This is a genomic window from uncultured Salinisphaera sp., from assembly GCF_964012375.1.
In the GTDB taxonomy this organism is placed as follows: domain Bacteria; phylum Pseudomonadota; class Gammaproteobacteria; order Nevskiales; family Salinisphaeraceae; genus Salinisphaera.
In genome coordinates this window covers 1-5,071 of sequence record NZ_CAXGSH010000148.1, presented here as the reverse complement: position 1 = coordinate 5,071, position 5,071 = coordinate 1, and the positions used below count along the sequence as shown (strand labels likewise).

4 protein-coding genes are annotated in these 5,071 nt (G+C 65.3%); 2 read left to right on the top strand and 2 right to left on the bottom strand.

Going from position 1 to position 5,071, the window contains the following annotated elements; genetic code table 11:
• The first annotated feature begins 368 nt into the window (after nt 1–368).
• Both ABNU97_RS17040 and ABNU97_RS17035 read left to right on the top strand, forming a co-directional pair.
• Nucleotides 369–1,118, top strand: coding sequence for a Bax inhibitor-1/YccA family protein (locus ABNU97_RS17040; RefSeq protein WP_348767862.1), 750 nt, complete (start codon nt 369–371; stop codon nt 1,116–1,118).
• A 354-nt stretch (nt 1,119–1,472) separates the two neighbouring features.
• Complete coding sequence (locus tag ABNU97_RS17035; RefSeq protein WP_348767861.1) at nt 1,473–3,146, top strand: rhomboid family intramembrane serine protease; 1,674 nt, start codon at nt 1,473–1,475, stop codon at nt 3,144–3,146.
• On the opposite strand, the gene ABNU97_RS17030 is transcribed toward ABNU97_RS17035, so the two are convergent.
• Both ABNU97_RS17030 and ABNU97_RS17025 read right to left on the bottom strand, forming a co-directional pair.
• Nucleotides 3,137–4,270, bottom strand: a complete 1,134-nt coding sequence (locus ABNU97_RS17030) for a glutathione S-transferase N-terminal domain-containing protein (RefSeq protein ID WP_348767860.1) — start codon at nt 4,268–4,270, stop codon at nt 3,137–3,139. The two genes, ABNU97_RS17035 and ABNU97_RS17030, sit on opposite strands and share 10 nt — an antisense overlap.
• A gap of 128 nt (nt 4,271–4,398) precedes the next feature.
• Complete coding sequence (locus ABNU97_RS17025; RefSeq protein WP_348767859.1) at nt 4,399–4,827, bottom strand: DUF2267 domain-containing protein; 429 nt, start codon at nt 4,825–4,827, stop codon at nt 4,399–4,401.
• Nucleotides 4,828–5,071: the final 244 nt, after the last annotated feature.

The following is a 5,071-nucleotide window of genomic DNA, read 5'->3' as shown; positions in this document are numbered from 1 at the left end:
AGACGCCGCGACTGCGTTGCCGAGCTTGACCTGCCAATGAGGCAGGCGCTGCGCTTGGACGCCTTGCCGCACCGTCTGTGAGGACTCGAACGCGAACCGCGAGAGGTTATGCAGAGCTTCCTTAAGGGTCGCCGAAGGTCGCTCCAAGCAATGCATTTCGCGCCAGGCAGTTGCGCGCGGGTCAAATCGTGTGCGAGCGATCGCGGACGTGCTCGCATCGAAACATTAATATGTGGCGCGAACACGGCCGGGCGCGCTTGCATAGCCCGCTTTGGCGACCTGCGACAAGGGCTCGAGCGCTGGGAACCCTCATCGTCCGCCCAGTCCCGGCGCGCATTTCGCGCGCATGACCATCAATGGAGTGCCCCATGGCATCCGGCAACCCGGCCCTGACCCGAAAGACCTTCGATGCGCTGCCGAGCACCGGCGAGCGCATGACGCTCAACGGCACGGTCCACAAAACCGCGCTGTTGCTGCTGTTGACCATCGCCAGCGCCTTCATGAGCTGGCGCGTTGGCCTCGATATGCTGATGACGAGCTACCAGCCCATGGGCACGCTCGGCCCCTGGATTCTGGGTGCCTCGATCGGCGGGCTGGTCATCGCGCTGGCCATCATCTTCCGTAAACACTGGGCGCCGTTTCTGGCGCCCTTGTATGCCATCGTCGAAGGCGTGGTGATCGGGCTGCTCTCCATGCTGCTGGAAATGGAGTTCCCCGGCATCGCGCTGCAGGCGGCGACCCTGACGTTTGCCACCCTCGCCGCCCTGCTCATGGCCTATCGCTCGGGCCTGATCCGCGCGACCGAGAATTTCAAGCTGGGCGTGGTCGCCGCCACCGGCGGCATCTTCGTGGTCTATCTCTTCGATCTGGGTATGCGCCTGTTCGGCATGCCCATCGGCTTCATTCACGACAACAGCTGGATGGGTATCGGCTTCAGCCTGCTGGTCGTGATCATCGCCGCTCTCAATCTGGTGCTCGACTTCGACTTCATCGAAACCGGCGTCGAGCGCGGCGCGCCGGCCTATATGGAGTGGTATGGCGCCTTTGGTTTGCTGGTGACGCTGATCTGGCTGTACCTGGAAATTCTGCGTCTGCTGGCCAAGGCGCGCAGCCGCTAGGGCGTGTCGTCATAAGATAAGACGGCGCATCGGCGGCCAAGCCGCGGCAAGACAAGGCATCGCGAGCGGCGTGTGCTTGTTCCACGCAAGCGAGCCCCTGAAAATCGACTATGGCGCCGGATTGCCGCGGCTTGGCCGTCGACCGATCGTTATTCGTTGGGGGTTTCCCGCACAGGCGTCGCTGCGCCAGACCCTAGCCCCGCCCGGCTGCACGGCTATCGCTGATATCTCTACACTACGCGAACGGGCCGCGGGCTGACCCGGACGCAGTCCGTTTCGGCAGCGGACAACGGCGTGCGCCCACGGCCCGGCCCCAGCTACGCTGGCCGCGGGCACCCTACCTACTGGATGACTTTGGACAACGCCGTGCACAACTGCGACACGACTCAGCCCCCGGAGACGGGCCCCTTTGCTGCCTATCTCGCCCGTCAGCTGGTTGCCCAGAAAGGCTATTCGCACGACCTGACGGTGGCCGAACTCGAGCCCGCGCGAGCCGCCTGCGATTACCTGTTGATCCGACACGACGGCATGCAGTTCAGCGCTATTTGTATCGTCGACTGCGAGGCGGATGCCACGCATGCCTTCGGGTTATCCGTCGAACAGGCGCGTGACGCCATCGATGCCTGCCGTGGCTACGCCGGCCGAATGGGCTTTTCGAGAATGCCGGTCCAGCTGCATGTGATCGAGGTGCGTGCCGGCGCGGTCGACACACCAACGCGCCAGCGTCTGGCGGCCTACAAACGCCGCTCGATATTTTCCAAGGGCGTGCTCAACGCCTGGGCGCTCGACACCGCTAACGCCTCGGTCTGGAGCAATGCCCCGGCGCCGATGCGCTGGGGGCTGGGGCGCTGGTTCAAGGGCTTGCTCGCCTGCCCGCGCCGGGCCGCCAGCCCCGATGCCGACGGCCAGCGGCTGCGCGCGGTCACGCCGGGCTGGCCCTGGCTGAGCTTCTTGATAGCGGCTGCGCTCATCGCCGTGTACGGCCTCCAGATCCTGTTTGCCATTCCACCGGGCAACGGCGTACCCGGCTTCGATACCCAGACCCTGTTCGCACTGGGCGGGCTGAACCCCGCCGCCGTGTTCGGCAACGGCGAGTGGTATCGCCTGGCCAGTGCCATCATGCTGCATGGCGGCCTGCTGCATCTGCTGTTCAATCTCGTCGCCTTGTTGCTGGCCGGTTTCTCGGCCGAGCGACTGATGGGTTCGGCATGGTTTGCGGCCACCTTCGCGCTGGGCGGTGCATCCGGCGCCGCGCTATCGCTGTACCTGGGCCCGCCGGGCATGGTCGCGGTAGGCGCCTCGGGGGCCATCATGGCGCTGCTCGCGGCCGGCCTGATCTGCAGTTTCCGGCTGGTGGACAACGCCGAACGTCTGCAGGTCCAGATGCGGCTGATGTTCATGCTGATTCCGTCGCTCATTCCGAGCGCGACCAGCCACGCTATCGGCGGCGCGACCGACTATGCCGCCCACTTCGGCGGCGCGCTGGCCGGCGCGCTGATCGGCATTTTGCTGCGCGCGATCTGGCGCCGTCATGGCGCGACCCCGCCCGGTCAGGCGCTGGCCGCGCTCGTGGCCGGCGCGGCGCTGCTTTTGCTTGCCGGGTCGGCCACCGCGGTGGCCAAGAACTATCCGCGCTATGCCGACGTGGTCGAGTACATCCCGGCCGATGCGATTCCGGATCGATGGTCGGATCTGTCCGCCAACGAGGCAGCCAATCTCGTCGCTGCCTATCCCGAGGATCCACGTGGCCACTACACGCTGGGCCGGCGGCTGCTGATCGACGAGCGCTATGTCGACGCCGAGCGTGCGTTTCGCGACGCGCTGGCCGCCTACCGGGCCCATGCCGACGACTTTCTCGATGCTTTCGAGCCCGAGGTACGCATGTTCATCGCCCTGAGTCTGGCCTTGCAGGGGCAGTCCGCCGAGGCCCGTCGCGAAGCCGCACCGCTATGCGCGCAATTCCACCAGGGCGAAATCCATCAGGCCCTGGCCGCCACCGATCTGTGCAAACCCGCGGATCAGCCGTAGCGCCAGACTTCGATATTGTGTTCCCGCGCCACGCGATAACCACGCCCTGAGGGTACCGCCCGCGCCAGCCCGAGCTGTTCGAGCCGCATCCGAACGCGCTGCAACGCGGCGTCGTTGACGATGGCCATGGTATCGGCGGCGCGCTGCAGCACGTAGAGCAGATACGGCTCCACGCCCACGTCGATGGGCGCGCCGCGATAACGCGTGGCCACCGTGCCGAGCTGGCGCCGATGCGGCTTGTCGGTCACCGGCGTGCCGTCGCCCGGTTTGTGCTCTGCAATCCAGTCGTCGATGAAGGCGAGCTTGTCGTCGAGCTCGGGGAAGATCTCTTCGGCGACATAGGCCAGAAACGGTTCCAGCGATGGCGGAATCGCATCGTCGGCAACCAGCACCGCTTCCTGTTCGGGGTACTCGACCCGGTCCAGGCCCGGCGCGTTCATGCGCTCGACCCAGCGAAACACCCGTGGCGCGCGTGTTTTCATGATCTGGGCCGGCACCGGATCGCGGCCCAGATGGGCGAACAGAGGCGCGATCAAGCCGTAATCCGCGATCGACGGCCGCCAACCGAGCAGATAGGGCATGACCGCGAAATGGGCGTCTAGCGTATCCAGCAGGGTCTCGAACGAGCGCTCGATCAAGGGCATGGTTCGATCGGTGACCCCGAGCATGGGCAGATAGGAATGCATCCGCCCCATCACCTTCTCGGCCACGGCCTCGCCGGAACCGCTCACGAACGCATGCCAGAGGAAATCCCGCTGCTCGGCCAGATAGGACCAGCGATAGTGCATGGCATGCTTGAGCATCGCCTGGCCGCCGAAATATTCGATGATCACGGCCACTACGTGCTGCAGGGGCGTACCGGGATAGGCCGGCCATCGCGTACCGGCCCGCTCGCAATGATCGATGATATCGATACTGTCCTGGATGATATCGCCCTGTGGCGTCTCCAGTACCGGAATGATCGAACGCCCGATCGCCGGCGCGATACGAGCCGCGAAATCCGGATGCGATGTGGGACGCTCGATATAAGCGATGCCCTGATTGCGCAGATAGCAGCGCGCCTTGCCCGTATAGAGCGAATGCGGCGCGCCATAGAGCACGTGTGGCGTGGCTTGAACGGGCATCGAACCCTCTCTCGGCTGGTGGCGATCTGGCGCTACTTTGCCACAGTCAAACAGCGATTCGACTCGCCGCACTCGGCCATCCACCGCAGGCCCGAGCCGGCGCTGCGGTGCTCCGCTAAAAGCGTCGCCTACAGCGATACCACCGAACGCACCTCGTCGGGCAGCTCCTGTGCCACCTTGGTCACCAGGCCGCTGTCGAGTTCGCACTCCAGCACAGTGAGTACCGCACGCGATGCCCGCTCGACGTCCTCGCCCTCGAGATTGTCGCCCGCAGCGGCCACCGCCGCATTCCACTCGGCCGCACGACGATACTTGGTGGGCGTATCCGCCGGCACGTAGCCGTCGTAATAGACGCCGCGGATCAGCAGCGGCAGCTGTGCACCGAGATTGGCCGCCAGATCGATCGGCAGGCGATCGCGCAGCGTGGTCAGTACGGAACGCAGCGCCTGGAAGGCGAACTGCTTATCGTCGGTGCCCATTTCCGCCATGATCGCGCCGAGCCAACGGTTGGTCTGTTGCACCGTGGTATCAATCGTGGCCAGTCCCTGTTCCGGCATAAATGCTCCTAGAATTTGATCGAAGAATCCGCGCCGACCCATCGGCCGCGCGCCGCGAACCCTGCGATGATAACCGCTCGCGATCAATCCGCATTGCCACGGTTGTCGCCGCTCACCGGCAGGTGGCCCTGAACGTATTCGCCGCGGCGGCATTGTTGCCGCCCGCGGCGCGGCGATTCGTTCGCGTTGACGGGCCGTGCCGCATCACGCTGTCGAGCGGTCTTTCATACCGCAGGTTGAACCT